The following is a 25786-nucleotide window of genomic DNA, read 5'->3' as shown; positions in this document are numbered from 1 at the left end:
ACCGTTCGGTGTACGATCGGCTCGCGAGTTTCAGGAGGACGAGGCATGACGGAGGCAACGCACAAGCCGGTGCGGCAGGGGCAGGCGCAGAAGCGCGCCGCGATCCTCGCTGCGGCGCGTGAACTGTTCGTCCAGACCGGGGTCGAGCGCACCAGCATGGATGCCATCGCCGCTCGGGCAGAAGTGTCGAAGCGGACCGTCTACGACTACTACGGCGACAAGCGGCGGTTGTTGCTCGGCGTCATCGAGGACGCGGGCGAAGCGGCACTGGGGACGCTCCGCGACCTCGTCGAGCGGCATCTGTCCGGTGTGGTCGCGGTCGACGACGAGGTCGAGCTGGAGCGGGCCGTGACCGACTTCGCGACCGACCTCGGCGGCTCCTTGCTCGTGTCGTCCAACTATGCGGCCGCGGTCAAGCTGATCGCCGAGAACGAGTCGCTCCTTCCCGAACTCGAGGACCATCCCCTGGGCGAGGCTCATACGCAGGCGTTGGCCGAGCGCTTCGCGCACTTCGCCAGCATCGGCCTGCTCGACGTCGACGACCCCACACTCGCTGCCGACCACTTCCACGCCCTCACGACGCTCCGGGTCCTCAACGAGCCCCTCCGCAGACGCGCCGACGCCGAACACATTCGCCACGTGATGTCTGACGGCGCCCGTGTGTTCATGCGCGCCTACGCATCCCGAGAAGCAGCTGCTGATGACCACTCCTCGCTCTGACGCCGACAGCGAAGCGGCGACGCGGACGCACCGAGCATCGGCGCTGAAGGAGCGCATCTACGTCACCTTCACAGCCCTCGCCGTCATCATCGCGCTGCGCGCTCACGACCAGCATCCGGCCGCGAGCCTCGCCCTCGGCACCCTCGCCATCACGGTCACAGCGACCATCTGTGCGGTCTACGTCGCAGACCTCCTCAGCCACATGGTCATCCACGCCCGCCTCCCCGCAGTCAGCGAACACCGGCACATGATCGCCGGCACCCTCGGCGCGGGAGCTGTCGCCGTTCCCCCTCTGGCCTGCCTCACGCTCGCCTGGGTCGGCCTCTACGACACAGCGACCGGCCTGCTCGCTGCCATGCTGGTCACCATCGCTACTCTTGCTGCGGTCGGGCTCCTCGCTGTCCGCAGGCTCTCGGTTCCCCGCGCCCAGCGAATCGCCATCCTCGCCGCCGAGAGCATCCTCGCGGTGGCCGTCATCGCCCTCGAGCTGCTGTCGCATCGGTAGACCAAGAGATCCCGATCCCCGCCACAGAGGCCCCAGCACCCTCCCGATGCAAGTACCAGCGGCAGAGCTGCCGCGCCCGCCTGACTGGCATGAGCTGCGAGCTTCGTGCAGCTCGCCGCGGTCATGGAGGTCCACCCACGCGTCAGGCCGACAGCTCCGCCAACGCCGCGCGGTACGCCGACAACGGTCGCGCCTGCCCCCGGGGGTTCACGACGCTCCAGCGCAGCACGCCGTCGGCGTCGACGAGGAACGAGCCGCGCAGCGCGTGCCCGGTGGACTCGTCGAACACCCCGTAGGCGCGGGCCGCGGCGCCGTGGGGCCAGAAGTCGGAGAGCAGGTCGAAGGGGAAGCCCTCCTGCTCGGCCCACGCCCGCAGGGTGAACATCGGGTCGCAGGACACCGCGAGCAGTCGCACGCCCACCTCGTCGAAGGCGGCGACGTTGTCGCGCAGCTCGCACAGCTCACCGGTGCAGATGCCGGAGAAGGCGAACGGGAAGAACACGACGGCCACCGGGGCGCCGCGCAGCGCGGAGAGCGCCACGGGCGTGCCGTGCGTGTCGGGGAGCGTCAGTCCGGGTGCGGGCGCCCCGACGACCGGGACGCTCGCACCGCTCACTTGCCGCGACCGCGCGTGGACAGCCTCGTCGCCGACCAGTCCGGGCCGATGGCGAACGTCGACATCGCGTGCAGGCCCGAGGTGGTCGCCGCCTCCTCGATGTCCGAGTGCGACACGTGGCCCGCGCGACCCGCCTTCGGCGAGAACACCCAGATCGGTCCGCTGTCCTCGAGCACGCTCGTCGCGTCCACCAGCGCGTCGGTGAGGTCCCCGTCGTCCTCCCGGAACCAGATGACCGCCCCGTCGGTGACGTCGTCGTAGTCCTCGTCGACGAGCTCGTTGCCCGTCACGGCCTCGATCCCCGCACGGACGTCGGCGTCGACGTCGTCGTCGTAGTTGAGCTCCTGGATCACCTGCCCGGCTGTGAAGCCGAGGCGGGCGACCGCCTGCGTCGCGGAGTCGTCCGCGGTGGATGACACGTCGGCCCGTTCCCTTCTCCCCCGGTGCGCCGCACTGTCCGCGGACCCACCTGTCGATGTCGCCACACGTTAGCCCACCGCAGCCGGGGCAGCGCTGGCAAGAGGGCGTCCGCCGGGCGTGTCACGGACGTCACGCCCCGCATCCGGGTCCCCCGTGTGACTTTCGGGGCCGGACGGACGGAGAATGGTCCCACTACCCGCAACCGCACCCGCGCGCCACGCGCGGGTCGCCGGGTGCAGGCACTGGAGCGTGCTGTGGCGCCACGAGGCGCCGGGCGCGCACGAGACGCGAAGGAGCACCGGTGGCTTCCATCGACGAGACGGGCCCGCTCATCGGCGGCCTGCTCAGCCAGGTCCCCGACATCGACCCGGAGGAGACCGGTGAGTGGCTCGAGTCCCTCGACGGGCTGATCGGGGACAAGGGCGGCCCGCGTGCCCGCTACGTCCTCATGAGCCTGCTGCGGCACGCCCGGGAGCGCAACGTCGCCATCCCGGCGTCCCTCAACACGCCGTACGTGAACACGATCGCCGTGCACAACGAGCCGTACTTCCCCGGCGACGAGGTCCTCGAGCGCCGGTACCGCTCGTGGATCCGCTGGAACGCGGCCGTCATGGTGACCCGCGCGCAGCGACCCGGCGTGGCGGTGGGCGGGCACATCTCGTCCTACGCGTCGGTCGCGACGCTCACGGAGGTGGGGCTCAACCACTTCTTCCGCGGCAAGGACCACCCCGGCGGCGGTGACCAGGTCTACTTCCAGGGTCACGCGTCCCCCGGCGTCTACGCCCGCGGGTTCCTCGAGGGCCGCCTGTCGGAGCACCAGCTCGACGGGTTCCGTCAGGAGCTGTCCCACCCCGGCGGCGGCCTGCCGTCCTACCCGCACCCGCGCCTGGCCCCCGAGCTGTGGGAGTTCCCCACCGTGTCGATGGGTCTGGGCCCGGCCTCGGCGATCTACCAGGCGTGGACCAACAAGTACCTGCACAACCGCGGGATCAAGGACACCAGCCAGCAGGACGTGTGGGCGTACCTCGGCGACGGCGAGATGGACGAGCCGGAGTCGCGCGGCATGCTGCAGCACGCCGCCCAGCAGGGCCTGGACAACCTCACGTTCGTCGTCAACTGCAACCTGCAGCGGCTCGACGGTCCCGTGCGCGGCAACGGCAAGATCATCCAGGAGCTCGAGGCGCAGTTCCGCGGCGCCGGCTGGAACGTCATCAAGGTCATCTGGGGCCGCGAGTGGGACACCCTGCTCAACGCGGACAAGGACCGTGCCCTGGTCCACCTGATGAACACCACGCCCGACGGGGACTTCCAGACGTACCGCGCCGAGAACGGCGCGTTCATCCGCGAGCACTTCTTCGGCCGCGACCCGCGCACCAAGCAGCTCGTCGAGAAGATGACGGACGACGAGATCTGGGCGCTCAAGCGCGGCGGGCACGACTACCGCAAGCTCTACGCGGCCTACAAGTCGGCGCGTGAGCACACCGGGCAGCCCACGGTGATCCTCGCCCACACCATCAAGGGCTACGGCCTGGGCTCCGGGTTCGCCGGGCGCAACGCGACGCACCAGATGAAGAAGCTCAAGATCGACGAGCTCAAGACGCTGCGCGACTCGCTGCACATCCCGATCAGCGACGAGCAGCTCGAGGCCGACCCGTACCTGCCGCCGTACTACCACCCGGGCCCCGACGACGACGCCATCCGGTACATGCTGGACCGGCGCCGCCAGCTCGGCGGGTTCGTCCCCGAGCGGCGCACCGAGCACACCAAGCTCACGCTGCCGGGCGACAAGGTCTACGAGGGCCTGGCCAAGGGCTCGGGCACGCAGGAGGTCGCCACGACCATGGCGCTCGTGCGCCTGTTCAAGGACCTGGTGAAGGACAAGGAGTTCGGGCACCGCCTGGTGCCGATCATCCCGGACGAGGCACGCACGTTCGGTCTGGACTCGATCTTCCCCAGCGCGAAGATCTTCAACACCAACGGCCAGAACTACATGGCCGTGGACCGCGAGCTCATGCTGAGCTACAAGGAGTCCGAGGCCGGGCAGATCATGCACACCGGCATCAACGAGGCCGGCTCCGCGGCCGCGTTCCAGTCGGTGGGCACCTCGTACGCCACGCACGGCGAGCCGCTGATCCCGTTCTACTTCTACTACTCGATGTTCGGGTTCCAGCGCACCGGCGACCAGTTCTGGGCCGCGGGCGACCAGATGGCGCGCGGGTTCCTCATCGGCGCCACGGCCGGCCGCACGACGCTCACCGGCGAGGGCCTGCAGCACGCCGACGGGCACTCCCCGCTGCTGGCGGGCACGATGCCGCACGTCGTGCACTACGACCCGGCGTACGGGTACGAGATCCGTCACATCGTGCGCGACGGCATCGAGCGGATGTTCGGCGAGGGCGACGGCCGGGACCGCGATGTCATCTACTACCTCACGGTCTACAACGAGCCGATGGTGCAGCCGGCCGAGCCGGAGGGTGTGGACGTCGAGGGCATCCTCAAGGGCATCCACCTCGTCGCCCCGGCGGAGGGTGACGGGCCGCGTGCCCAGGTCCTCGCGTCGGGCGTCGCGGTGCCGTGGGCGCTCGAGGCCCGTGACCTGCTCGCGAACGACTGGGGCGTCCGCGCCGCGGTGTGGTCCGTGACGAGCTGGAACGAGCTGCGCCGCGAGGCGCTCGCCGCCGAGGAGCACATGTTCCTGCACCCGGGTGACGAGCCCCGCACGCCGTACCTCACGCAGAAGCTGCAGGGCGCCGAGGGCCCGTTCGTCGCCACGACGGACTACGACCACCTCGTCGCCGACCAGGTGCGCGCCTGGGTGCCGGGCCGCTACGCCACCCTCGGTGCGGACGGCTTCGGGTTCTCCGACACCCGCGCCGCCGCTCGCCGGCACTTCAAGATCGACGGGCCGTCGACGGTGGTCCGGGTCCTGCAGCAGCTCGTGCTGGAGGGCAAGGTCGACGCGTCCCTGCCGGCGCAGGCGATCGAGCGCTACCGCCTGCACGACGTCTCGGCCGGCACCTCCGGCAACACGGGCGGCGACTCCTGACGTTCCGCTGACACACGGACGCCCCCGGCCGCGAGGCCGGGGGCGTCCGTGCGTCCGGGGACCACCCGGTCGAACCGGGGGCCGCCCACCCGGTCGAACCGGGTGAGGCGCGGTGTGCTCAGGTACCGGGGGTCGTCTGCTGGGCCTGGGCGACCTCGATCGTCAGCTCGTCGCGCAGCGCGGCGATCGCCCGCTGGTCCGGGTACAGGTCGAGCGAGGACAGGTGCTGCTTGGCCTCGAGCGGACGCTCGGCCGCGATCGCGGCACGGACGAGCTCGCGGGCGACCTCGGGGACGTGCTCGCGGGGGCGCCAGTGACCGACGCCGAGGTTCAGCGCGTCGACCGGCTGCCCGGCCTGGCACAGCAGCGCGAGGCCCTGCACGAGGGCCTGACCCGACGGGTCGCGCTCGGCCGCCGTGGTCAGGCGCCGGATCGTCCCCTCGTGGTCGTCGCGCACCGACAGGCGCGCGACCTCGATCAGGGGGTACCAGGCCCGCGGGTTGCCGGCGAGCTCCTCCCCCAGCGACCAGACGGCCAGGTCGGCGGCGTGCTGCCGCTCGTGCTCGACGTTCGGTGCGCTGAGCGGGTCCTCCTCCGGGACGGACTCTGCGGCGCGACGGCGGACGATCTCGGCGAGGGCCAGGAACGCGCGCTCGTTGTTGGGGTCGTCGCTCAGCATCGAGCGCAGCGCGTCCTCGTGGAGGGTGTCCCCGCGCCGCGAGGCCTTCGTCGGGCGACGCGCCCCGACCTTGGAGGCCGAGGAGGGTCGCCGCATGAGCTGGCGCAGGCGGGGCAGAAGAGCCATGCCGAGACCCTATCCGCTCCGCCCCGCGCGCACCCGTCCGGAGCCGCGTCCGGGGCCCGCGGGCGCTCGTGCGGGTTTGTCGACTTCCCACAACGTCGCTCTATGCTCGCGTCATGGCGACGTCTCCGAGGACGCCGGCGGCGCGTCCCTCCCGCCGCTCCACCGCGCCCCCTGCGGACCCCGCCGTGCCACCCGTCGGCCCGGGCGACCAGAGCGAGACGCAGCGCCGGGTCCGCGACGGCACGGGGCTGCTCGGCGCCGCCGCCATGCGCCGGCTCGACGAGGACCTCGAGTGGTACCGGGCCCTGCCGGCCGAGGACCGCTCCTGGGTCAACCTCGTCGCCCAGGCCGGCATCACCGCGTTCGTCACCTGGTACGCCGACCCGACCCGGCCGCCCCACGGCGTCGGGGAGATCTTCGCGGCCGCGCCGCCGGAGCTCACGCGCTCGATCTCGTTGCAGCACACGCTGCAGCTGGTGCGCGTCGTCGTCGACGTCGTCGAGACCCACTCCGACCGTCTCGCCGCGCCCGGCGCGGAGCGCGAGCTGCGCGAGGCGGTGCTGCGGTACTCCCGCGAGGTGGCGTTCTCGGCCGCGGAGGTCTACGCCCGCGCCGCCGAGGTGCGCGGTGCGTGGGACGCGCGCCTCGAGGCCCTGGTGGTGGACGCGCTCGTCCGGGGCGACGTCGACGACGCGCTGCGCTCGCGCGTCTCGGCGCTCGGCTGGAGCGGGCGCGGGTCCACGCTCGTCGTCGTGGGCACCGCCGGCGCCCACATGGACGAGGTCCGCGCCGCCGACCTGCGCCGGGCCACGCGGCGCGCGGCGGACGACGCCCTCGTGGGCATCCTCGGCGACCGGCTCGTGGTGTTCCTCGGCGGGGAGGGCGACCTGCGCGCGGCCGCGATGAACCTGCTGCCGCGCTTCGGCCCGGGCCCGGTGGTCGTGGGGCCGACCGCAGCAGGGCTCGCCGAGGCCACCAGGTCGGCCCGCGCCGCCCTGTCCGGCCTGCTCGCGGCCCCGGGATGGGAGCAGGCGCCCCGTCCCGTCCACGCGGACGACCTGCTGCCCGAGCGCGTGCTGCTGGGCGACGCCGACGCCCGGCGGGCGCTCGTCGAGCGCGCGTACGAGCCGCTGGCGGCGAGCCAGGGGTCGCTGCTGGGGACCCTGTCGGCGTACCTGGGCGCCGGGCGGTCGCTCGAGGCCGCCGCGCGCACCCTGTACGTGCACCCCAACACGGTGCGGTACCGGCTGCGGCGGGTGTCGGACGTGACCGGCTGGGACCCCCTCGACGCGCGGGAGTCGTACGTGCTGCAGACGGCGCTGGCGGTCGGTCGGCTCGACGCCGCGCGCACCTGACGGGCTGGGCGCCGCCCTCGTGCCGCGCGCTTTGTGCGGGTCCGACAACGCTGGGCCACGAGGTTGGTGCCTGCCGTGACCGGGCCGCGCGCGGTGGGGACGGCATGGTTGTCGGGTGCTCGTCGTCGCCTGCCCCGGTCAGGGTGCCCAGTCCCCCGGCATGCTCGTCCCCTGGACGGAGGTCGACGGCTTCGCCGACGCGCTGCGGCACGCCGGCGACGTCGTCGGGACCGACCTGCTGGCCCACGGCACCACCTCCGACGCCGAGACGATCCGCGACACCGCGGTCGCCCAGCCCCTGCTGGTCGCGACCGCCCTGGCGAGCCTGCGCGCCGTCCTGGAGGCCACCCCGGGGAGCGACCTCGCCACGGTGACCCCCGGAGCGCTCGACGTCGCCGCCGGCCACTCGGTCGGCGAGCTGGCCGCTGCTGCGGCGGCCGGTGTGCTCTCGGACGACGAGGCCCTGCGGCTCGTCGCCGTGCGGGGCTCCGCGATGTCCCGCGCCGCGGCGGCGACCCCGACCGGCATGAGCGCCGTCCTGGGCGGCGACCCCGACGAGGTGCTCGCGCGGCTCGCCGAGCTCGACCTGGTGCCCGCCAACGTCAACGGCGGCGGGCAGGTCGTCGCGGCCGGCACGCTCGACGCGCTCGCCGCGCTGACGGCGCAGCCGCCGACCCGCGCCCGCGTCGTGCCGCTGCAGGTGGCCGGAGCCTTCCACACCCGCCACATGGCCCCGGCCGTGGAGGAGCTCGCCCGGGCGGCCGCCACGCTGGTCCCCCGCCGACCCGTGGTGACGCTGCTCGCCAACGCGGACGGCGCCGAGGTCACCGACGGCGACGACGCGCTCGCGCGCATCGTCGCGCAGGTGGCGCGACCGGTCCGCTGGGACCTGTGCCAGGCCACTCTCCTGCGGCTGGGCGTGACCGCGCTGCTCGAGGTGGCACCGGGCGGTGTCCTGACCGGGCTGGCGCGGCGTACGCTGCCGGGCGTCGAGACCGTCGCCCTGAAGTCGCCCGCCGACCTCGACGCCGCGCGCGACCTCGTCCGTCGGCACGCCGGCACCACCCCCACCGCACAGGAGAGCCAGTCGTGACCCGTCCGACCCTCACGCAGGCCACCGGGCCCGCGCACACCCGCATCCTCGGCCTCGGCGGGGTGCGCGGCGAGCGCGTCGTCCCCAACGACGACCTGGTGGGCCCGATCGACTCGTCCGACGAGTGGATCCGCCAGCGCACCGGCATCGTGACCCGCCGTCGCGCGGCCGACGGCACCGACGTCCTGGACCTCGCCGAGGCCGCGGCACGCGCGGCCCTGGACGACGCCGGCCTGACGGGCGCGGACATCGACGCGGTGATCCTGTCGACCGTCACGTACTTCCACCAGACCCCCGCGGGCGCCGCGATCGTCGCCGACCGCATCGGCGCGACGCCCGCCGCGGCCTTCGACATCTCCGCCGCGTGCGCCGGCTACTGCTACGGCGTCGGGCAGGCCGACGCCCTGGTGCGCGCCGGGACGGCACGCCACGTCCTGGTCATCGGCGCCGAGAAGATGAGCGAGTTCGTCGACCCGACGGACCGGTCCATCTCGTTCCTGCTCGGCGACGGCGCGGGGGCGGTCGTCATCGGTCCGTCCGACACGCCCGGGATCGGCCCGACGGTCTGGGGCTCGGACGGCGCCCAGGCGCAGGCGATCCGGCAGACCCACTCGTGGGTCGCCACGCGTGACGAGGGCGCGGGCTGGCCGACGCTGCGGCAGGAGGGCCAGTCGGTCTTCAAGTGGGCCGTGTGGCAGATGGCGCCCGTGGCGCAGAAGGCCATGGACGCGGCCGGGGTGACCGCCGCGGACATCGAGGCCTTCATCCCCCACCAGGCGAACATGCGGATCATCGACCAGATGATCAAGCAGCTGAAGCTGCCCGAGTCCGTCGTCGTGGCCCGTGACATCGCCGAGACCGGCAACACGTCGGCCGCGTCCATCCCGCTGGCCGCCGAGCGGCTGCGCCGCGAGGGCAGCATCCGCCCCGGTGCGCTCGCGCTGCAGATCGGCTTCGGCGCGGGCCTGGTCTACGCCGCGCAGGTCGTCGTCCTGCCCTGATCCGCGCCGACGGCGGGCGCACCGTGCGCCTGTACCGTTCAGCACGTCCCTGCACCACCCGACACGAGGAGACACCCGATGGCGCACAGCGAGCAGGAGATCCTGGCCGGACTGGCCGAGATCGTCAGCGAGGAGACGGGTCTGCCGACCGACTCCGTCCTGCCCGAGAAGTCCTTCACCGACGACCTCGACATCGACTCGCTGTCGATGATGACGATCGTCACGCTCGCGGAGGAGAAGTTCGACGTCCGCATCCCGGACGACGAGGTCAAGAACCTCGCGACCGTCGGCGACGCCGTGAGCTTCATCGCCGGCGCCCAGGCCTGAGTCTGCGCCGCACCCCGCGTGCACCCGGGCGGTGCGCCGGCCGACGGCCGTGCGCACCGCCCGCCTGAACCGAGGAGTACCCATGAGCACCGTCCCCGAGGTCGTCGTCACCGGCCTGGGCGCCACCACGCCGCTCGGTGGTGACGTCCCGAGCACGTGGCGGGCCGCGCTCGCCGGCGAGTCCGGCGCGCGCCCCTTCGAGAACGACTGGGCCGAGCGCTACGAGATCGCCGTGAACTTCGGTGCGACGCTCAAGGTCCCCGCGGACCAGGTGCTGGCACGCCCCGAGCTCAAGCGCATGGACCCCTCGGCGCAGTACGCGGTCATCGCGACGCGCGAGGCGTGGGCCGACGCGGGCTCACCCGAGGTCGACGGCGACCGGCTCGGCGCCGTCGTCTCCTCCGGGATCGGTGGCATCTGGACCACGCTCGACGGGTGGGACACGCTGCGCGAGAAGGGCGGTCGTCGGGTCCTGCCCATGACCGTGCCGATGCTCATGCCGAACTCCCCCGTCGCGTACGTCTCCCTCGAGCTCGGTGCGCGTGCCGGTGCGCACGCGCTCGTCTCGGCGTGCGCGTCCGGCGCCGAGGCCATCGCCTACGGCGTCGAGATGATCCGCAACGGCCGCGCCGACGTCGTCGTCGCGGGCGGCACCGAGGCCACGATCCACCCCATGCCGATCGCCGCGTTCGCGGCGTCGCGCACGCTGTCGACCCGCAACGACGACCCCGCGGGCGCCTCGCGTCCCTACGACGTCGACCGCGACGGCTTCGTCATCGGCGAGGGTGCGGGCGTCGTCGTCCTGGAGTCCGCCGCGCACGCCGCCGCGCGCGGTGCGCGCGTGTACGCGCGCATCGCCGGGCTCGGCCTGTCGGCCGACGGCTACCACATCACGTCACCCGAGCCGTCGGGCGACGGCCAGATCCGCGCGATGCGGTCCGCGCTGGCGGACTCGGGGGTCGCGGCGTCGGACGTCGCGCACGTCAACGCGCACGCGACGTCGACGGTCGTCGGCGACCTCATCGAGGCACGCTCGATCCGCGCCGTGCTCGGCGACGACGCGGACCACGCCGTGCTCTCGGCGACCAAGTCGATGACGGGGCACCTGCTCGGTGGTGCCGGCGCGCTGGAGACGATCTTCACCGTCCTCGCGCTGCACGAGCGGACCGCTCCGCCGACCATCAACGTCGCCGAGCCCGACCCGGAGCTCGTGCTCGACCTCGTCCGCGACGAGCCGCGTGCCCTGCCCGCCGGGCCCGTGGCCGCCATCAACAACTCGTTCGGCTTCGGCGGTCACAACGTGGCTCTGGTCGTCACGTCCGTGTGACCGGTGTCCGACCCGGGACGGTCGGCGGGACCGCCGTGACGAGACCGTCGGGGGGTGCGGCCGAGGACGGCCTCGAGGTGCCTCAGGCGTAGACCTCTCCCGGCAGGCCGAGCGCGTACCGCGCGTGGCCGTCGGCGTGCAGCCGGACGTAGGTGTGCGCGACGATCCCCTGCAGCACGTCGGGGTCGGCCAGGAACAGCGCCGTGGCGAGCCCGTCGGCGACCATCGCACGGTCGGCCAGCACCCAGGTGGCGACCACGTCGCGCGTCGGCTCGCCGGTGCGGGCGTCCAGGACGTGGTGCAGGCCCTCGCCCCAGGCCCGTCGGTCGGACGCCGACCCGCACAGGGCCGCGTCGCGCAGCGTGACGACGCCGACGACCCGCGTGGGGTCGCCGGGCGCCTGCAGACCGACGCGGACCGGGTCCGGTCCGCGGTGCACCATGTCACCGCCGGCGTCGACGAGGTGCTCGCCCACGCCGCAGGCGAGCAGCTCGTCGCCGACGAGGTCGACGAGCTGGCCCTTGCCCGCGGCACCGACGTCGAGCACGACGGGTCGGGTCGCGGTGAGGGTCGTCCCGGTACGGGTGAGCACACCCCGCGGGGCGGGCAGGGGTGGGCCAGAAGGACGCAGACGGTACGTGGCGTCGTACCCGAGCCGGACGAGGCACCCGCCCACCAGCGGCGTGACCGCTCCCCCGGTCCGGTCGTCGAGCACGTCGTACAGGTCGAGCAGCTCCGCCGCGTGCCCTGGAAGAGCGTGCGTGCCGCCCTCGCGGGCGATCCGCGCCACCACGGAGTCGGTGCGGAACCGGGACCAGACCACGTCGTACTCCTCGATCACCGCCCGGACGCGGTCGAGCGTCGTGTCGGCGAGCGGCTGGGGCGTGACGATCGACCACGCGGTGCCGATCGCCTCGAACCTCGTCTCAGCACGGGGCACCGGACGTGACCTCCTCCCCTGCAGCCCCGGCGGGGGCGGGCGGGCGCCAGGTCGGGCGGCCCGGCGCCGGCTGGCGCACCTGCACGTGCGCCGGGACGCGGGAACGGGAGACGCGCACGTCCTCAGACGCTCGCGTCGACGGGCTGCTCGCGGCGAGCCGCGCTCCGACGCGTGCGAGCGGGCGCTGCGCCGGGGAGCGGGCCCGTGGAGCGGTGCGCGGGGCGCCGCCCGTACCCCGCGAAGCTGTCGGTGCGCACGCGGCGCACGCCCACCTCCCGCAGCACGGCGCGGGCGCGGCGCACCAGGTCCGGGGACCCGGAGACGTACGCCGCCCGTCGGGGCAGGTCGGACATCGCGGAGCGGAGGACCTGCGGCGTCAGCCGGGTGCCGCAGTGCCAGGTCCAGCGCGGGGGCAGGTCGGGGACGGGCTCGGGTGAGACGACCACCACCCGGGCCCGGCTGCGGGCGATGCGCCGCAGGTACGGCGGGGGCATGCCCGTCGGGCACACGAGGACCAGCACCATGTCCCGCGGCCCGGCGTGCTCGAGCTGCGAGATGAACGGGGTGACGCCGATCCCCCCGGCGATCATCAGGACGGGCCGTGTGGGGTCCTGCGGCAGCAGGAAGTCCCCGCCCACGGACGTGGCGCGCACCGTCGAGCCGACGGGCGCCGCCATGAGCGCACGCTTGAACGCCGAGGGCCGGTCACGGACCGTGAACCCGACCGCGAGGGCCTCGCGCCCCGCCGGGACCAGCGAGAACACGCGGCGTCGTCCCCGACCGTCCGGCCGGGCGTGCCCGACGTCGATCTCCACCCACTGACCCGGTTGCCAGCGCAACGCCCGCACCGGTCGCAGGAGGACCTCGTGCGCGCCGGGGCCCGGCGACCGGTGCCCCACGACGACGAGCCGCATCGCGTACGGGGCCGCGACGAGCGCCGTGACGACGTTGCCCGCCACGATCGCCAGCTCGGGCGACGTGGACAGCGGGCCGAACGCGAACGGTGTCCCGGCCAGTGCACCGACGAGGACGGCGACGGCCGTGCGGGTGCGACGTCGCGGCGCCTGGGTGAGGGGCTCGACGACCATGAACGCCGCGACGACGAGCACGGGGTGCGAGCCGAGGGCGCTCACCAGGGCGTCGAGGGGCTGCTGCCCGTGCAGCACCAGCCGCGGCACGGTCACGGCGAGGTAGGTCAGTGCGTACGCGACGGCCACGGTCCCGGTGCCGGCCCGGCGCAGCACGACCGCCCCCGCGACGAGCACGACGGGGGCGAGCAGCGGCGTGGCGACCCACCACACCGGCGCCGCGGTGCCGAGCAGGGGCGCCACACCGAGCCCTGCGACCAGCGCTCCGGCCGCCGCCGGGTTGAGCAGGTGCCGACCACGCCAGCGCACGAGGACCTTGGACGTACCGGCGGCGGCGCCGACCAGACCGGCTCCCACGAGCGCGTCGACCGTCGTCGCGGGCCAGAGCAGGAGGGCCAGGATCAGGCCGGTGATGAGCGACGACTCGACGTGCGCGCGAGCACCGTGGACGAGCGCCCCGGTGACGCTCGTCAGCAGCGTGCCGGCGGTCGCGGCGGCCACCGTGGCGGCGAGCGCCACGGGATCCACGTCCAGCAGGCCGAGGTGTCCCAGGACCCCGGCGGCGGCGTGCACCACGACCAGGGCGACCGTCGCCGTCCGGTAGGCGCTGACCCTGCCGAGGAGACCGTCGACCGCCGCCCTCATCGCGGTGCCCTCCGGCCCGGCGCGCACCCCTCCGACGCGCCGGGCTCAGGTGCCGGACGCATCGCGCACCACCTGGTCGAGAGCCGCCATGAATCCCGCACCCGTCGAGGACGAGCCGGCGAGCCGGTCGACGGCCACCTCGTCGAGCGGTCGCCCGACGACCGCGTCGACGACCGCGGAGGCGAACCTCTCCTGGAAGTGCCGGGAGGTCGCGTTGGTGGCGGCCGGGTCGACGCGCACGGCCGTGACGCGGCCGTCGTCCAGGACGACCGTCACGTCGATCTGCTGGCGTCCACCCGGTGTCTCGTACCCGCCGCTGCCACGGAACGTGCCGTCGGCACCGGTGGCCGAGGGTCGCTCGTCGTCACGGTCGGCAGCGACCGCCCGGGGCTCGGTCCCGGTGCCGCCCGACGGCAGGCCCCCGGTCAGCGCGAGGCCCGCGCCGAGGCCGGCGATCACGCCCAGGGCGGGCGGCAGCGGCCGACGGCGTGCTGGCATCGGCGTCCTCCGCGTGTGACAGACGCGCCGCTGGTACGGCCCGTCTCCCCCCGGATGGCTCCTCGACCTGCCCCGGCGGACCCGGGACGCGTGACGGACGGTAGCCGAGCGACGGGTCCACGCGAACCGTCGCTCCAGGTGCGAAAGGTTTCACCACCGGCACGGGCGGGTGGTCCACCCGAAAGGTGGACCGCCCGCCCGCGGCGGAGGCGTCAGCCGACGCGGTGCAGCCAGCGCACCGGCGCGCCGGCGCCGGCGTAACGGAACGGCTCGAGCTCGTCGTCCCACGCCTGCCCGAGCGCCAGGTCGAGCTCCGCACGCAGGCGGTCGGGGTCGGCGGCGTGCTCCAGGGCGGCGCGGATGCGGTCCTCGGGGACGACGACGTTGCCGTGCACGTCCGTCGCGGCGTGGAAGATGCCGAGCTCAGGCGTGTGGCTCCAGCGCGACCCGTCGACGCCCGCGCTCGGCTCCTCCGTCACCTCGTAGCGCAGGTGCGCCCAGCCGCGCAGCGCGGACGCGAGCCTGGCACCCGTCCCGGGAGCGGCCTGCCACGAGAGCTCGGCCCGGTAGAAGCTCGGCCCGGCCGGCTGGGGTGTCCAGTCCAGGCTGACGCGCGCGCCCAGCGCGTTGCCTGCCGCCCACTCGACGTGGGGGCAGAGAGCGCGCGGCGCAGAGTGCACGAAAAGTACACCGCGGGTGATAGCACCGGCCATGTCGTCCTCCCGGATGGGCTCGAGGGTCGCCTTCCCCAACGACCTCGCCCCTGATCGGGAACCGTCACCAGCACGGATGCAGCGCACGCGGCGTGCACGGCACAGGATGCCTCATGCGTCGCCGCAGGTCCAGCGGACGCGCGCTGCGCGTCCTCAGAGCTGCTCGCGGATCGCCCGCATGGCCTTCTTGCGCACGGAGCGCTCGAGACGGTCGAGGTACAGCATCCCGTCGAGGTGGTCCACCTCGTGCTGCAGGCAGCGCGCCATCAGCTCGGTGCCCTCGACGACGACCTCACGCCCGTCGAGGTCGGTGCCGACCACCCGGGCGTACCAGGCGCGGTGCGTCGGGTACCACAGACCAGGCACCGACAGGCAGCCCTCGTCCCCGTCCTGGTACTCGTCCTCCGACACCTCGACGATGACCGGGTTGAGCACGTAGCCGATCTCGTCGTCGATGTTCCACGAGAAGGCGCGCAGGCCGACGCCGATCTGGTTGGCGGCCAGCCCGGCCCGACCGTCCATGTCCACGGTCTCGAGGAGGTCCTCGACCAGGGAGCGGACGCGGTCGTCGATGGTGGTGATGGGGTCGCAGGGGGTGCGCAGGACGGGGTCGCCGACGATGCGGATCTCACGCAGAGCCATGCCCTGATCCTTTCACGTCGCGCCGGGCCCCCGGTCCGCGGACGACCCGCCCGCCGGTCCTTGCGCGGCCGTCCGGACGCAGCACGACGCCGGTGGTGAACTGGTCACCACCGGCGTCGACGTCGTGGGTGCGTCGTCCTTGACGGCGCGGGGCTCACTCCCCGGCGCGCTGCTGCGGGACGCCGGTCAGGAGCTGCCGGACCTCGGCCTCGTGGAAGCGGCGGTGGCCCCCGAGGGTGCGGACCGCGGAGAGCTTGCCGGCCTGCGCCCAGCGCGTGACCGTCTTCGGGTCGACGCGGAACAGGACCGCGACCTCACCCGGGGTGAGCAGTGCGCCCTGCGAGAGGGGGGCCTCAGTGTGAACAGCCATGGCTGGTACTCCTTGTCGTTCGGTAGCTCGGCTGGCCCAGTAGGCCCCGTGGCTTTGCGTCCCCACCTTGCGGCGGGTTTGCCGTTGTCGCTGACGACTACGACTATGCCCCAATCTGGACAACTGTGCAACAACCGCCGCCGTGCCAGATCTGTCCGGAGCGGGTGAAAAGTCATAGCCTGCCGAACCGGGACCTAACGCCACAGTAGCCCCCGAAAGCGACGAGGCCCGCGGCGACCAGCAGCAGCAGCACCGGGCCTGCCGGAGCGTCCCGCAGGGCCTGCAGCGCGCCGTCCAGACCGGTCGCCTCCTGCGGGTCGGCCGTGGCTGCCGCGACCACGAACAGGACGCCGACGATGCCGAGCGCCACGCCCTTGGCGGCGTACCCCACGACCCCGGCGCGGCGTGCGACCCGCCCCGCCGTCCCCGACGGCAGGCGGTGCAGGTCCTCGAGGAACTTCTTCGTCCACCCCTTGTAGACGTGGTACGCCCCGACGACCACGACACCCACCCCGACGGCCCCCACGAGCAGCCGGCCGCCGGGCGCCTGCATGAGCTCGGCGGTCGTGCTCGACGTCTGCCCACCGCCCGAGCCGCCGCGCACCACCGTGAACGCCGTCCCGGCCAGCGCCAGGTACACCACGGCCTTGGCACCCGCCTTGACCCGGTCGGACGTCTCGCCGGCGGCGCCGCTCACCGCGGCCGCCGCCTGCCAGGCGGCCAGCGCCACGAACGCGACGACGCTGAACCACAGCACCACAGCCCCGAAGGGCGTGGCCGCGATCGTCGAGAAGGCTCCGGACTCGTCCGCGCTGCCCTCGGACGACCCGAGGGCCAGCTGCGCCGCGAGCACGCCGATCAGCACGTGGACCAGCCCGCTGGCGGCGTACCCCGCCCGAGCGCCCATCTCCCAGGCGCCCTGCGGCGACCTCGTCGCGACCGTGCCCATGTCACCTCCTCGACGCGGGCCCCCACCTCCCGACGTCCGTCGGTGCCCGCAGCGATGGTGGCAGCGGTCGGGTGGTTCGGCATCCGGAGCGGGCATTCCGGACCATGGGCGGCACCCGGCGACGTCCCGAGCGGGCCCACCGTCCCGGCAGGTCAGCGACGTGCTCCGGTAACCTGCACGTCAGCAGGGGCCAGTAGCTCAGTCGGTCAGAGCAGCGGACTCATAATCCGTCGGTCGTGGGTTCAAGCCCCACCTGGCCCACCGGCGTGCGGCCCCCCGGACCCGCCTCTAGGGTCTCGCCATGCGAGCCGCCCCCGTCCGTCGACGTGCGCTGCTGCACGCCCTCGCCCTGGGGACCGCGGTCGTCCTGCCCGTCGTCGCGCTGGCGGTGGCGGTGCGCGGCGGGTCCGGCGCGGTCGTGGCGCTCGACGAGTCCGTCGTGCGTGCCGCGACCGACGTCACGCGGGGGTCCGACGTGCTGCGGTCGGGTCTGATCGCCTGGCAGGAGGTCACCGCAGCGCGGTGGGTCAACCTCGTCCTGGTGCCTGCGGTGTGCCTCGCGGCATGGCGTCGCTGCGGCCTGGGCGACCGTGCGCTGTGGGCCGGCGGGACGGTCGCCGCCGGGTGGGTCCTGCAGCTCGCCGCCAAGGGGATCGTCCAGCGGGCGCGTCCGGTGATCGAGGACGCCGTGGCCCGCGCCCCGGGCTCGAGCTTCCCGTCCGGGCACGCGACGAACGCCGCGCTCGTCGCGGTGACGCTGACGCTGCTGGTCTGGCCGGTGCTGGGACGGCGGGGCCGGGTCGCCGTGCCGGCGACCGCCGCCGCCCTCGTCCTGGTCACCGCCGCCGACCGCGTGCTGCTCGGCGTGCACTACCCCTCCGACGTCGTCGGCGGGGTGATGCTCGGCGCGGCCGTCGCCGTCGCGTCGTTCGTCGGCTTCCGGCGGACCGCCGCCGGCACCCCGGTCGACGACCCCGTCGACCGGGCCCGCTCCACCCCGTGACACCGGAGGACACGTGCACGCCTTCTGGCACCGCTACCGCACCGACCCGAGCGCCCCACCGGCGCGCGAGGCGCGACGCGACGTCGTGCGACGGGTCCTGCTGCCCGCCGTCGTGCTGTGGTGCGTCGTGGTGGGCCTGGGTCTGCTCATCACCGGACCGCTGGGCAACCTCGAGGGCGAGTACGCCGTCAACGACTGGTTCGTCCAGCAGCGCACGCCGCCGGTCGACACCGTGACCACCGTGCTCTCGGCGATCGGGCAGACGGAGTTCCTCATCGGTGCGTGCGTGCTGGCCATCGCCCTGGTCTGGTGGCGGACGCGACGGTGGTGGTACGCCGTGATCCCCGGGCTCGCCGTCACCGTCCAGGCGGCCATCTTCCTGTCCGCCTCCCTCGTCGTCGGTCGCGAACGGCCCGACGTCGAGCACCTCGACCACGTCCCGCCGACCTCGAGCTTCCCCAGCGGCCACACGGGTGCCGCGGCCGCGTTCTACCTCACGCTCGCGATGCAGGCCCAGCAGATCGAGCGCCCCGTGCTGCGCCGCGTCGTGACGGTGCTGTGCGTCCTGGTGCCGGTGGCCGTGGCCGTCGCACGGGTCTACCGGGGCCTGCACTCGGTGAGCGACGTCGTCGTCGGCTTCCTCAACGGAGCGACCTGCGCCGTCCTGGCCTGGAACTACGTGCGCCGCACCCCCTCCTGACCACGACGTCCACCCGGCGGCGGATCCCGCGACCCGCGCGCGCGGCTACGGTGGTGCCGTGGCCCTGTTCTCCCGGCGTCGCCGGCTGCCCGATCCCCTGCGACGCACGCTCGACCTGCGGGCCGACGCGATCCTCGCGACCGCACCCCTGGCGGACGGGCGGTGGGCCGTCACGACGCGCCGCGCGCTGCACCTCGCCGGCGAGTCGGGAGTCGTGCGCACCCCGTGGGCCGACGTCGACCGCGGGGCGCTCGACGCCCGCACCCGCACGCTCACCGTGCACTGGGTCAGCGGGGCGCGCACCGAGCTGGTGCTCGCGGACGACGTCGACGCGTGGGACCTCGTCCAGTCGTTCCGCGAGCGCGTCCAGCAGTCGGTCGTGCACGTGGAGCACGTGCCCGGCGCCGGGACGCCGGTGCGCGTCGCGCTGCGTCGCGACGAGGACGGCGAGCTGTTCACCCAGGTCATCGGGGACGCGACGGTGGACCTGACCGACCCGGCCGCGGGGCGCCGGGTCGCGGCGGCGGAGGCGCACGTCCGCGCCGAGGCCGGCCTGGCTCCCTGAGGAGCGTCACGGCACCGGAGCGTCACGGCACCGGAGCGTCACGGCACCGCCGCGGTGTCGCGAGGCACCCCCGGGAGCCTGCTAGGGTTTTCCCGCACGATCCCCCGTAGCTCAATTGGCAGAGCATTCGACTGTTAATCGAAGGGTTACTGGTTCGAGTCCAGTCGGGGGAGCTCGTCGAGGCCTCCGTCCCGCGTCACCGCGGGCCGGGGGCCTTCGTGCTGCCGGCGCCGCCCCGGCGCGCCGGCACGCGCGGTGGCAGCCGGTGCAGGACGACGTCGTGCACCGCCCCGGCGCGGAGGGTGAACGTGACGTACGTGCACGCGGGCTGGCGGCGGCGGTCGGTCGGCGAGCCCGGGTTGAGCAGGCGCATCCCGCGCGGCGTCACGGAGTCCCACGGGATGTGGCTGTGGCCGAAGACCAGCAGGTCGAGGTCGTCGAACCGCTCGTCGCACCGCCGCTCCCGCCCGGTCGCGGCCCCCGTCTCGTGGACCACGCCGAGGCGGACGCCGGCCACCGTCGACCGGGCGACCTCGGGGACGCGCGCCGCGAGGGCGGGCGGGTCGTTGTTGCCGTGGCACGCGAGCAGCAGGGACGCCCGCTGCTCGAACCGGTCCAGCAGGTCGGTGGTCACCCAGTCCCCCGCGTGCACCACGAGGTCGGCGGCGTCGACCGCCCGCCAGACCTCGGCGGGCAGGTCGCGCGCACGCGCGGGGACGTGGGTGTCGGCGACGACGAGGACCCGCACGCCCGACGGGTCGGTGTCCTGCGCGAAGGGTGCCACCGCTCGATGCTCCCCCACCGGGCCGCACCGTGCACGCCTCGCGGCGGTGCGGGCCCGGGTCTACGTTGGCCTCGTGGTCCGGCTGCTGATCCGCACGCTGATCTTCCTCGCCTCCGCCGCCCTCGGGCTGCTGGGCGCGGCGGCCGTGCTCGACGGCGTCACGGTCACCGTATCGGGGTTCGTCGTCACCGTGCTGGTCTTCGCCGTCGCGCAGTCGGTGCTCGCGCCGTTCGTCTTCCGGATGAGCAGTCGGTACGCGCCGGCGTTCCTCGGCGGCATCGGCCTGGTCTCGACGTTCGTCGCGCTGCTGCTCGCCCGGCTGCTCACCGAGGGCCTGCGGATCAGCGGCACCTCGACGTGGGTGCTCGCGACGATCGTCGTCTGGGTCGTCACCGCGCTCGCGACGTTCCTGCTCCCGCTGGTGCTGCTGCGCGAGAAGCGTTCCCGACGCCGTGCCGGGACCACCCCGGCGCCGGCCGCGGACTGACCTGCGGGCACCCGCAGCGAGTCCCTGACCTGCGACGACACCTCGCCCGCAGGAGGGGCTGGACGAACGCCCCCACGAGCCTCACACTTGCCTCGATCCCGCTCGCCCCGGGACCTCCTCACCGCTTCGTCCCCCGCTTCACCGTGCCCCGTCCGGGCGCCTCCCGGCATCGCCGACCGGTTCCCGGACGAGTCGTCGACCCCGCGGCCCGGCGCCACGTCCGTCGCTCCGCCGTCCCCTGTCACCACCCGTCGTCCGGCCCGTCCTGGCCGGGGAAGGATGCGTCGTCCGTGCTGCGCTCCGTGGCTGCCCACCTCTCGCTCGACGTGCACACGCCGCTCGAGCTCCTGCTCTGCGTGGCCGTCGCGGACGGACCGTTCGAGCGGACCGAGCTGATGCTCGCGCGCTCCGACGACGCTCCTCTCGACGTGCAGGAGATCAAGTCCCCCCACGGCGGGCGGGTGCACCGCATCCTGGCTCCCGCGGGCCGGGTCGTCATCGACTACCAGGCCACCGTGACGGGCCAGGGCCCCGTGCCCCCGGTCGAGGACGTGGACCTCGTCGAGTACCGCCGGCCCAGCCGGTACGCGGAGTCCGACCGGCTGCTGGCGTTCGCCCGCGACCAGTTCCGCCACCTCGCGGGCGCCGAGCTGCTCGACGCCGTGGTCACCTGGGTGAGCCGGCACGTCACCTACCTGTCCGGGTCGAGCCTGCCGACGGACGGTGCCACGGACACGCTCCTCAAGCGGCGCGGGGTGTGCCGGGACTTCGCCCACCTCGTGGTGGCGCTGCTGCGGGCCTGCGACGTGCCGGCGCGCCTCGCGTCGGCGTACGCCCCGGGCCTCAAGCCGATGGACTTCCACGCCGTCGCCGAGGCGTACCTGGAGGGCGGGTGGCACGTCGTCGACGCGACGCACCTGGCCCCGCGCCAGTCGCTGCTGCGGATCGCCACGGGCCGCGACGCCACGGACACCGCGTTCCTGTCCTCCTACGGCGGGAGCCTGCGCCTGCGGTCGATGACGGTCACGGCCGTGACCGACACCGCCGTGCAGGACGACGGCACCGGGCTCGTCGCCCTGCGCTGAGCGCGCGGACGGCGTCAGGCGGGCCGCAGCGTGCGGCGCTGCGCCTCGAGCTCCAGGAGCTCGCCCAGCAGCGCCCTCTGCTCGGCCGCGTCGGCGTCGGCACCGAGCCGCTGCAGCCGTCCGCGGACGTCCGCGACCCGCCGCGTGAGGCCGACGTCGACGAGCCGCATCACCACTCCGCGCACGTACGCGGGCAGGGCGTCGGGACGGTCCTCGGGCAACGGGGCCACCGACAGCTCGGTGAGCAGGGCACGCACGGGCTCCGCGGCCGCGTCGACCACGGCCCCGACCCAGGCGGACTCGCCGCCGCGGGCGACGACGTCGGTGGCGGTGACGATGCCGCCGGCAGCGCGCACGGCCTCGTGCACCGCGCGGTAGGCCGGCGCGGTGCACGCGTCCGGCGCGAGGGCGTCGAACTCCGGCGGGACGAGGGTCGGGTGCTGCAGCACCACCTCCAGCGCCGTCCGCTCGACCTGCGCGACCGGGTCGCGACGGTCCGGTGCGGCCATGCGCACGACCGGGACGGGCGTCGCGTCGTCGGCGGGGGCGTGACCCGCACGCCGTGCCTCACCGGGGCGCGACCCGGCGCGCGCGACCCGGCGCGAGGCGTCGGCGACCGTGCGCCGCACCCCGGAGACGTCGTCCATGCCGAGCCACCCCGCCAGGAGTCGCTCGTACTCCGGGCGCAGCGCCGAGTCGCGGATGCCGGCGACCACGGGCGCGGCGGCCCGCAGCGCGCCGACCCGCCCCTCGGCCGTCGTCAGGTCGTGCGCGGCGAGCGTCGAACGGATCACGAACTCGAACAGCGGCTGCCGCGACGCGACCAGCGCGCTCACCGCGTCCGGGCCGCGCTCCTGGCGCAGCTCGCAGGGGTCCATGCCCGACGGCTCGACCGCCACGAACGTCTGCGCCGAGAACGCCTGGTCCTCACCGAACGCGCGCAGCGCGGCCTTCTGCCCGGCCGCGTCGCCGTCGAACGTGAAGACGATCTCGCCGCCCACCGACGAGCCGCCGGCCAGCTGGACGCCGCTCGCTCCCCCGCTGTCCCCGACGAGCCGACGCACGATCCGCGCGTGGTCCGGGCCGAAGGCCGTCCCGCACGTGGCCACCGCGGTGCGCACGCCCGACAGGTGCATCGCCATGACGTCGGTGTAGCCCTCGACGACGACGACCTGCTTCTCGCGGGCGATCTCCCGCTTGGCCAGGTCGATGCCGTAGAGCACGTGCGACTTGCGGTACAGCGGGGTCTCGGGGGTGTTGAGGTACTTGGGCCCGTTGTCGTCCTCGAAGAGCCGACGCGCACCGAAACCGACCGTCTCCCCCGTGACCTCGCGGATCGGCCAGACCAGGCGCCCGCGGAACCGGTCGTAGATGCCGCGCTGGCCCTGGCTGACCAGGCCCGACGCCGTCAGCTCGGCCTCGGTGAAGCCGCGCCCGCGCAGGTGGCGCAGCAGCGCGTCCCACCCCTGGGGGGCGAACCCCACGCCGAAGTCCTCGGCCGCCGACCGGTCGAACCCCCGCTCCGCGAGGAATGCTCGCGCGGCCGCGGCCTGCGGGGTGACCAGCTGCTCGCGGAAGAACTCCTCGCTGATGCGGTGCGCGTCCAGGAGCCGTCGCCGGCGGCCCGGCTCCTCACCGGGGCGCGAGGGCCCGCCGCCCTCCTCGTACCGCAGCTGCATGCCGGCGCGGGAGGCGAGGTACTCGACGGCGTCGGTGAAGCCCAGTCCGTCCACCTTCTGCACGAACGCGATGACGTCACCGCCCTCGCCGCAGCCGAAGCAGTGGTACCGCCCGACCTGGGGCCGCACGTGGAACGACGGCGACCGCTCGTCGTGGAAGGGGCACAGGCCCTTGAGCGAGCCCACGCCCGCGGGCCGCAGCGCGACGTGCGCCCCGACGACCTCCTCGATCCGGACACGCTCGCGGACGGCCTCCACGTCCTCCCGCAGAATCCGTCCGGCCACGGGCGTGAGTCTAGGCGCCCGCGTGATGTCGAATGTCCTGCGGGCCGGGCGTCATGGCGCTGACGGGTGGGATCCCGCCCGCACGACACGAGGAGGACGACGTGGAGTACATGCTCTTCATCTGCACCGACCCCGACGGCGAGGACGCCGCGCCCGACGACCTGACGATCGAGGAGTGGGTCGCGGACGTCGACGGGCGCGGCATGCGCCACCACGGCAACCGCCTGCGGCCGGTGGAGGCCGCGACGACCGTGCGCCGGCGCGGCGACCGGGTGGTGCTGACGGACGGTCCGTTCGCCGAGACCCGCGAGCAGATCGCGGGCTACGACGTCATCGAGGCGGCCGACCTCGACGAGGCCGTCGCGATCGCCGCGGCGCACCCGATGGCCCGTGCGGGCCGCGTCGAGGTCCGGCCGTTCTGGCCCCTGGACACGGGCGACTGAACCGGGCGCCGACCGCGCGTCAGTGGCGCCGCGGACGGACGAGCCGGCCGTGCACCTCGACCGCCGACACGTCGGTGAGCGAGGCGACCTGGTCGACGACGACGCGCAGCCGCTGCGCGTCGTCGTCGGCCGCGCGCCAGTCCACGGCGAACGGCGGCTCGAGGGCGTCGGCGCCGCGGTCCGCCAGCACGGCCACGAGGTCGGTGAGGATCTCGCGCTGGCGCTGGTACAGCGGCTCGAGCTCGCGCGGGGCCATGACGTACGCGACGGCCAGGCCCTTGAGGACGAGGATCTCGGCGAGCGTCTCGTGGGGGACGACGAGCTCGGCGCCGTAGCGGGTCAGCGGTCCGTCGCCGTACCGCGCCCGGGTCGCCTGCTGCGCCGCCTTGGCGAACCGCCCGATGAGCTGGCTGGTGGCGTCCTTGAGCACCGCGAGCGCCCGGCGCGACCCGTCGAACCCCGGCTCCCACAGCCGTGCCGCCACGAGCCGGTCCATCGCGGCGGACAGCTCGGCGGCGGTGACCTGGGCCCCGTACCACGTGTCCACGGCCTCGACGACGCGGGCCCGCTCGTCGGGCCGGGTCAGGACCCCCAGGTCGAGCCGGCCCCCCACGACCGCGTCCTCGACGTCGTGCACCGAGTACGAGATGTCGTCGGCGAGGTCCATGACCTGTGCCTCGAGGCACTTGCGCGTGTCGGGCGCGTCGGCGCGCAGCCACGTGAACACCGGCAGGTCGTCCTCGTAGACACCGAACTTGTGGGTCGGTCGTCCGCTGGCCGGGCTGATCGGTCCCTGCCCGTAGCGCCACGGGTACTTCACCGACGCGTCGAGGCTGGCGCGCGTGAGGTTGAGGCCCACCGAGCGCCCGTCCGGGGCGACGACCTTCGGGTCGAGGCGCGTCAGGAGGCGCAGGGTCTGCGCGTTGCCCTCGAAGCCGCCGATCCCCCGGGCGAGCTCGGCCAGCGCGCGCTCGCCGTTGTGCCCGAACGGCGGGTGCCCCAGGTCGTGCGCGAGGCAGGCGGTGTCGACGACGTCGGGGTCGCAGCCGAGGGCCTTGCCGAGCTCGCGGCCGACCTGCGCGACCTCGAGGGTGTGGGTCAGGCGCGTGCGCACGAAGTCGTCCGACGAGGGCCCCAGCACCTGGGTCTTGGCACCGAGCCGGCGCAGCGCCGACGAGTGCACGATGCGCGCGCGGTCACGCTCGAACGGGGTGCGCTCGCGCGACTTCTCGCCTTCCGCGACCCAGCGCTCGCGGTCGGCGTCGGCGTACCCGTCGACGTCGCGGGGCAGGGGGTCGAGCGCTGTCACGTGCCCAGGGTAGGGGCGCCGGGCGCCTGGCCGAGGACGAAGCCCGTGGAGTACAGCGTGCCCACGTAGGCCGCGAGGCACAGCACGATCGTCACGGCGACGAGCAGCGAGGGGATCGTGCGCCCCCGCAGGCGCGCCGTGGCGAGGGTCACGGCCCACACGGCGACGAGGGCGAGCGTCCACGCCGTGGCCGTCCCGACCCGGTCCGCCGTGGTGCACCCGGCGGGCGGCGGGTAGATGGCGGGGCACACCGCCTCGCGCGGCACCGCGAGCAGCCACACGGCCGCGAGGCCCGCGGCCGTGAGCGCCGACGACACGACCGGCTCGACCCACCATCGCGCACGCCGCTCGACGGCGCTGCGCTCCGGACCCACGGGGTCATCGTA

The 25786-nt window shown here is 74.2% G+C and carries 28 protein-coding genes, 2 tRNA genes and 1 riboswitch; of the genes, 16 read left to right on the top strand and 14 right to left on the bottom strand.

Annotated elements, in window-relative coordinates:
• The first annotated feature begins 45 nt into the window (after nt 1-45).
• The gene (locus Cph01nite_RS08740; RefSeq protein ID WP_203673288.1) at nt 46-720 is read left to right on the top strand and encodes a TetR/AcrR family transcriptional regulator; all 675 of its coding nucleotides are present in this window, start codon (nt 46-48) and stop codon (nt 718-720) included.
• Nucleotides 701-1225, top strand: coding sequence for a hypothetical protein (locus Cph01nite_RS08735; protein ID WP_203673287.1), 525 nt, complete (start codon nt 701-703; stop codon nt 1223-1225). The genes Cph01nite_RS08740 and Cph01nite_RS08735 overlap by 20 nt, the downstream gene beginning before the upstream one ends.
• 142 nt (nt 1226-1367) lie before the next feature.
• Here the strand turns inward: Cph01nite_RS08735 and Cph01nite_RS08730 are convergent, their stop codons facing one another.
• Together Cph01nite_RS08730 and Cph01nite_RS08725 are read right to left on the bottom strand one after the other, a co-directional pair.
• Nucleotides 1368-1841 carry a peroxiredoxin gene (locus Cph01nite_RS08730; protein ID WP_203673286.1) on the bottom strand — a complete coding sequence of 158 codons (474 nt, stop codon included), beginning with the start codon at nt 1839-1841 and terminating at the stop codon, nt 1368-1370.
• Nucleotides 1838-2260, bottom strand: coding sequence for a DUF3052 domain-containing protein (locus tag Cph01nite_RS08725; protein ID WP_203673285.1), 423 nt, complete (start codon nt 2258-2260; stop codon nt 1838-1840). The genes Cph01nite_RS08730 and Cph01nite_RS08725 overlap by 4 nt, the downstream gene beginning before the upstream one ends.
• A gap of 302 nt (nt 2261-2562) precedes the next feature.
• Here Cph01nite_RS08725 and aceE point away from each other — a divergent pair, with 302 nt between their 5' ends.
• Entirely contained in the window at nt 2563-5307 is a 2745-nt protein-coding gene (gene aceE, locus Cph01nite_RS08720; RefSeq protein ID WP_203673283.1) for a pyruvate dehydrogenase (acetyl-transferring), homodimeric type, read from the top strand.
• A 118-nt stretch (nt 5308-5425) separates the two neighbouring features.
• Here aceE and Cph01nite_RS08715 read toward each other — a convergent pair whose 3' ends face one another.
• Nucleotides 5426-6112 carry a hypothetical protein gene (locus tag Cph01nite_RS08715; RefSeq protein WP_203673281.1) on the bottom strand — a complete coding sequence of 229 codons (687 nt, stop codon included), beginning with the start codon at nt 6110-6112 and terminating at the stop codon, nt 5426-5428.
• Between the two features lie 113 nt (nt 6113-6225).
• Here Cph01nite_RS08715 and Cph01nite_RS08710 point away from each other — a divergent pair, with 113 nt between their 5' ends.
• From Cph01nite_RS08710 to Cph01nite_RS08690, 5 genes are all read left to right on the top strand, one after another.
• The gene (locus tag Cph01nite_RS08710; RefSeq protein WP_239069146.1) at nt 6226-7467 is read left to right on the top strand and encodes a PucR family transcriptional regulator; all 1242 of its coding nucleotides are present in this window, start codon (nt 6226-6228) and stop codon (nt 7465-7467) included.
• A 115-nt stretch (nt 7468-7582) separates the two neighbouring features.
• Nucleotides 7583-8560, top strand: a complete 978-nt coding sequence (locus Cph01nite_RS08705; RefSeq protein WP_203673280.1) for an ACP S-malonyltransferase — start codon at nt 7583-7585, stop codon at nt 8558-8560.
• A complete protein-coding gene (locus Cph01nite_RS08700; RefSeq protein WP_203673279.1) occupies nt 8557-9561 on the top strand; it encodes a beta-ketoacyl-ACP synthase III in 1005 nt (334 codons plus the stop codon). Before Cph01nite_RS08705 ends, Cph01nite_RS08700 begins: the two co-directional genes overlap by 4 nt.
• Before the next feature lie 78 nt (nt 9562-9639).
• Nucleotides 9640-9888, top strand: coding sequence for an acyl carrier protein (locus Cph01nite_RS08695; protein WP_013117379.1), 249 nt, complete (start codon nt 9640-9642; stop codon nt 9886-9888).
• Between the two features lie 82 nt (nt 9889-9970).
• Complete coding sequence (locus Cph01nite_RS08690; protein WP_203673277.1) at nt 9971-11215, top strand: beta-ketoacyl-[acyl-carrier-protein] synthase family protein; 1245 nt, start codon at nt 9971-9973, stop codon at nt 11213-11215.
• Nucleotides 11216-11297: 82 nt separating this feature from the next.
• Here Cph01nite_RS08690 and Cph01nite_RS08685 read toward each other — a convergent pair whose 3' ends face one another.
• The 7 genes from Cph01nite_RS08685 to Cph01nite_RS08655 all read right to left on the bottom strand — a co-directional run bounded on the left by Cph01nite_RS08685 (nt 11298) and on the right by Cph01nite_RS08655 (nt 17060).
• Entirely contained in the window at nt 11298-12155 is an 858-nt protein-coding gene (locus Cph01nite_RS08685; RefSeq protein ID WP_203673275.1) for an FAD:protein FMN transferase, read from the bottom strand.
• Nucleotides 12156-12277: 122 nt separating this feature from the next.
• Nucleotides 12278-13888, bottom strand: a complete 1611-nt coding sequence (locus tag Cph01nite_RS08680; RefSeq protein ID WP_203673273.1) for an FAD-dependent oxidoreductase — start codon at nt 13886-13888, stop codon at nt 12278-12280.
• Nucleotides 13889-13933: 45 nt separating this feature from the next.
• Complete coding sequence (locus Cph01nite_RS08675) at nt 13934-14386, bottom strand: hypothetical protein (RefSeq protein WP_203673271.1); 453 nt, start codon at nt 14384-14386, stop codon at nt 13934-13936.
• Nucleotides 14387-14598: 212 nt separating this feature from the next.
• Complete coding sequence (locus tag Cph01nite_RS08670; protein ID WP_203673269.1) at nt 14599-15099, bottom strand: DUF3145 domain-containing protein; 501 nt, start codon at nt 15097-15099, stop codon at nt 14599-14601.
• Nucleotides 15100-15252: 153 nt separating this feature from the next.
• Nucleotides 15253-15741: a peptide deformylase gene (gene def, locus Cph01nite_RS08665; RefSeq protein WP_203673268.1), complete on the bottom strand. Its 489-nt coding sequence runs from the start codon at nt 15739-15741 to the stop codon at nt 15253-15255.
• A 154-nt stretch (nt 15742-15895) separates the two neighbouring features.
• On the bottom strand, nt 15896-16111 hold the full coding sequence (locus Cph01nite_RS08660) for a BldC family transcriptional regulator (RefSeq protein WP_203673267.1): 216 nt from the start codon (nt 16109-16111) through the stop codon (nt 15896-15898).
• Nucleotides 16112-16129: 18 nt separating this feature from the next.
• A riboswitch (cyclic di-GMP riboswitch) is annotated at nt 16130-16204 on the bottom strand.
• 79 nt (nt 16205-16283) lie between these two features.
• Nucleotides 16284-17060: a DUF1206 domain-containing protein gene (locus Cph01nite_RS08655; protein ID WP_203673266.1), complete on the bottom strand. Its 777-nt coding sequence runs from the start codon at nt 17058-17060 to the stop codon at nt 16284-16286.
• Between the two features lie 187 nt (nt 17061-17247).
• On the opposite strand from Cph01nite_RS08655, the gene Cph01nite_RS08650 reads away from it, so the two are divergent.
• From Cph01nite_RS08650 to Cph01nite_RS08630, 5 genes are all read left to right on the top strand, one after another.
• Nucleotides 17248-17321: transfer RNA gene (locus tag Cph01nite_RS08650), tRNA-Ile, on the top strand.
• Between the two features lie 40 nt (nt 17322-17361).
• Nucleotides 17362-18063, top strand: a complete 702-nt coding sequence (locus Cph01nite_RS08645) for a phosphatase PAP2 family protein (protein ID WP_203673265.1) — start codon at nt 17362-17364, stop codon at nt 18061-18063.
• 13 nt (nt 18064-18076) lie between these two features.
• Nucleotides 18077-18763 (top strand): phosphatase PAP2 family protein, encoded by a 687-nt coding sequence (locus Cph01nite_RS08640; protein ID WP_203673264.1) that lies wholly within the window; start codon nt 18077-18079, stop codon nt 18761-18763.
• 58 nt (nt 18764-18821) lie between these two features.
• Nucleotides 18822-19328: a hypothetical protein gene (locus Cph01nite_RS08635; RefSeq protein WP_203673261.1), complete on the top strand. Its 507-nt coding sequence runs from the start codon at nt 18822-18824 to the stop codon at nt 19326-19328.
• Nucleotides 19329-19428: 100 nt separating this feature from the next.
• Nucleotides 19429-19501 (top strand) — tRNA-Asn (locus Cph01nite_RS08630).
• 23 nt (nt 19502-19524) lie between these two features.
• Here Cph01nite_RS08630 and Cph01nite_RS08625 read toward each other — a convergent pair.
• The gene (locus tag Cph01nite_RS08625) at nt 19525-20112 is read right to left on the bottom strand and encodes a metallophosphoesterase family protein (RefSeq protein WP_239069145.1); all 588 of its coding nucleotides are present in this window, start codon (nt 20110-20112) and stop codon (nt 19525-19527) included.
• A gap of 73 nt (nt 20113-20185) precedes the next feature.
• Here Cph01nite_RS08625 and Cph01nite_RS08620 point away from each other — a divergent pair, with 73 nt between their 5' ends.
• The gene (locus Cph01nite_RS08620; protein ID WP_203673259.1) at nt 20186-20599 is read left to right on the top strand and encodes a phage holin family protein; all 414 of its coding nucleotides are present in this window, start codon (nt 20186-20188) and stop codon (nt 20597-20599) included.
• A 290-nt stretch (nt 20600-20889) separates the two neighbouring features.
• On the top strand, nt 20890-21684 hold the full coding sequence (locus tag Cph01nite_RS08615) for a transglutaminase-like domain-containing protein (protein WP_203673257.1): 795 nt from the start codon (nt 20890-20892) through the stop codon (nt 21682-21684).
• A 14-nt stretch (nt 21685-21698) separates the two neighbouring features.
• On the opposite strand, the gene dnaG is transcribed toward Cph01nite_RS08615, so the two are convergent.
• Nucleotides 21699-23648: a DNA primase gene (gene dnaG, locus Cph01nite_RS08610; RefSeq protein WP_203673255.1), complete on the bottom strand. Its 1950-nt coding sequence runs from the start codon at nt 23646-23648 to the stop codon at nt 21699-21701.
• 110 nt (nt 23649-23758) lie between these two features.
• Here dnaG and Cph01nite_RS08605 point away from each other — a divergent pair, with 110 nt between their 5' ends.
• The gene (locus Cph01nite_RS08605) at nt 23759-24091 is read left to right on the top strand and encodes a YciI family protein (protein WP_308439430.1); all 333 of its coding nucleotides are present in this window, start codon (nt 23759-23761) and stop codon (nt 24089-24091) included.
• 19 nt (nt 24092-24110) lie between these two features.
• On the opposite strand, the gene Cph01nite_RS08600 is transcribed toward Cph01nite_RS08605, so the two are convergent.
• Nucleotides 24111-25400 (bottom strand): deoxyguanosinetriphosphate triphosphohydrolase, encoded by a 1290-nt coding sequence (locus Cph01nite_RS08600; protein ID WP_203673251.1) that lies wholly within the window; start codon nt 25398-25400, stop codon nt 24111-24113.
• Entirely contained in the window at nt 25397-25774 is a 378-nt protein-coding gene (locus tag Cph01nite_RS08595) for a hypothetical protein (protein ID WP_203673250.1), read from the bottom strand. The genes Cph01nite_RS08600 and Cph01nite_RS08595 overlap by 4 nt, the downstream gene beginning before the upstream one ends.
• Between the last annotated feature and the right edge of the window lie 12 nt (nt 25775-25786).

This window comes from Cellulomonas phragmiteti (assembly GCF_016862775.1).
Classification (GTDB): Bacteria; Actinomycetota; Actinomycetes; order Actinomycetales; family Cellulomonadaceae; genus Cellulomonas; species Cellulomonas phragmiteti.
Note: the sequence above shows the minus strand (reverse complement) of the source record. Positions and strands in the feature narration are given on the sequence as shown.

What these genes read in the sequence shown, in the direction of transcription:
- Cph01nite_RS08740 (WP_203673288.1), top strand. Translation starts at nt 46, where the DNA reads ATGACGGAGGCAACGCACAAGCCGGTGCGGCAGGGGCAGGCGCAGAAG.
- Cph01nite_RS08735 (WP_203673287.1), top strand. Translation starts at nt 701, where the DNA reads ATGACCACTCCTCGCTCTGACGCCGACAGCGAAGCGGCGACGCGGACG.
- Cph01nite_RS08715 (WP_203673281.1), bottom strand. Translation starts at nt 6,112, where the DNA reads ATGGCTCTTCTGCCCCGCCTGCGCCAGCTCATGCGGCGACCCTCCTCG.
- Cph01nite_RS08710 (WP_239069146.1), top strand. Translation starts at nt 6,226, where the DNA reads ATGGCGACGTCTCCGAGGACGCCGGCGGCGCGTCCCTCCCGCCGCTCC.
- Cph01nite_RS08695 (WP_013117379.1), top strand. Translation starts at nt 9,640, where the DNA reads ATGGCGCACAGCGAGCAGGAGATCCTGGCCGGACTGGCCGAGATCGTC.
- Cph01nite_RS08690 (WP_203673277.1), top strand. Translation starts at nt 9,971, where the DNA reads ATGAGCACCGTCCCCGAGGTCGTCGTCACCGGCCTGGGCGCCACCACG.
- Cph01nite_RS08680 (WP_203673273.1), bottom strand. Translation starts at nt 13,888, where the DNA reads ATGAGGGCGGCGGTCGACGGTCTCCTCGGCAGGGTCAGCGCCTACCGG.
- Cph01nite_RS08675 (WP_203673271.1), bottom strand. Translation starts at nt 14,386, where the DNA reads ATGCCAGCACGCCGTCGGCCGCTGCCGCCCGCCCTGGGCGTGATCGCC.
- Cph01nite_RS08670 (WP_203673269.1), bottom strand. Translation starts at nt 15,099, where the DNA reads ATGGCCGGTGCTATCACCCGCGGTGTACTTTTCGTGCACTCTGCGCCG.
- def (WP_203673268.1), bottom strand. Translation starts at nt 15,741, where the DNA reads ATGGCTCTGCGTGAGATCCGCATCGTCGGCGACCCCGTCCTGCGCACC.
- Cph01nite_RS08660 (WP_203673267.1), bottom strand. Translation starts at nt 16,111, where the DNA reads ATGGCTGTTCACACTGAGGCCCCCCTCTCGCAGGGCGCACTGCTCACC.
- Cph01nite_RS08655 (WP_203673266.1), bottom strand. Translation starts at nt 17,060, where the DNA reads ATGGGCACGGTCGCGACGAGGTCGCCGCAGGGCGCCTGGGAGATGGGC.
- Cph01nite_RS08645 (WP_203673265.1), top strand. Translation starts at nt 17,362, where the DNA reads ATGCGAGCCGCCCCCGTCCGTCGACGTGCGCTGCTGCACGCCCTCGCC.
- Cph01nite_RS08605 (WP_308439430.1), top strand. Translation starts at nt 23,759, where the DNA reads ATGCTCTTCATCTGCACCGACCCCGACGGCGAGGACGCCGCGCCCGAC.